Here is a 1,391-nt window from a genome sequence, read left to right as displayed (position 1 = left end):
GGCTTGTAGTCGAGACGGATGTCGGAGAGCAGACCGTCGCCCACCTTGTAGGCCATGGTGTGCTGCATGTACTCGGCGTCGTTGCGATCCGGGTAGTCCTCGCGGGCGTGTCCGCCGCGCGATTCCTTGCGGTTGAGTGCACCGACGACGGTGACCTCGGCCATCTCGAGCAGGAAGCCGAGCTCGACGGCCTCGAGCAGGTCGCTGTTGTAGCGCTTGCCCTTGTCCTGGACCGTGATGTGGTTGTAGCGCTCCTTGAGAGCACGCACATCCTGCAGCGCCTGGGTCAGCGTGGCCTCGGTGCGGAACACCGACGCGTTGTTGTCCATGGTCTGCTGCAGCTCGGTCCGGATGTCCGCGACACGCTCGTGGCCGTGGTCGGACAGGATGACCTCGAGCCACTCCTCGACCATCTTCGCCGGGTTCTCCGGCAGCGGCACGAAGTCGCTGTTCTCGGCGTGCTCCGCGGCGGCGATGCCGGCGCGGCGACCGAAGACGTTGATGTCGAGCAGCGAGTTGGTGCCCAGACGGTTCGCGCCGTGCACCGAGACGCAGGCGCACTCGCCGGCGGCGTACAGGCCGGGGACGACGTCCTCGTTGTTGCGCAGCACCTCACCGCGGATCTTGGTGGGGATGCCACCCATCACGTAGTGGCACGTCGGGTACACCGGGACGAGCTCGGTGACCGGGTCGACGCCCAGGTAGGTGCGGGCGAACTCGGTGATGTCGGGGAGCTTCTCCTCGAGCACGTCCTCGCCGAGGTGCGTGACGTCGATGTAGACGTAGTCCTTGTTCGGACCGGCACCGCGACCCTCGAGCACCTCGAGCACCATCGAGCGGGCGACGATGTCGCGCGGCGCGAGGTCCTTGATGGTGGGGGCGTAGCGCTCCATGAAGCGTTCGCCGTCGGCGTTGCGGAGGATGCCGCCCTCGCCTCGGACGGCCTCGGAGATGAGGATGCCGAGACCCGCCAGACCTGTCGGATGGAACTGGTGGAATTCCATGTCCTCGAGCGGCAGGCCCTTGCGGAAGATGATGCCCATGCCGTCACCGGTGAGGGTGTGCGCGTTGGACGTCGTCTTGTACATGCGGCCCGAGCCGCCGGTGGCGAACACGATCGACTTCGCGTGGAAGACGTGGATCTCGCCGGTCGCGAGCTCGTAGGCGATGACGCCGGTCGCGACGGGGCCCTCGGGGGTCTCGGTCAGCGCGATGTCGAGCGCGTAGAACTCGTTGAAGAACTCGACGTCGTGCTTGACGCAGTTCTGGTAGAGCGTCTGCAGGATCATGTGGCCGGTGCGGTCGGCGGCATAGCACGACCTTCTCACCAAAGCCTTACCGTGATCGCGGGTGTGACCACCGAAACGACGCTGGTCGATCTTGCCCTCGGG

1 protein-coding gene is annotated in these 1,391 nt (G+C 66.2%); it reads right to left on the bottom strand.

Translation table 11 applies throughout. From position 1 onward, the window contains the following. A partial coding sequence (sdhA, locus tag DEU38_RS27930) for a succinate dehydrogenase flavoprotein subunit (RefSeq protein WP_114724617.1) occupies positions 1 to 1,391 on the bottom strand: 1,391 nt, incomplete at both ends.

Origin of the sequence: Rhodococcus sp. AG1013 (assembly GCF_003350365.1) — a bacterium.
Taxonomy (GTDB): domain Bacteria; phylum Actinomycetota; class Actinomycetes; order Mycobacteriales; family Mycobacteriaceae; genus Prescottella.
Note: the sequence above shows the minus strand (reverse complement) of the source record. Positions and strands in the feature narration are given on the sequence as shown.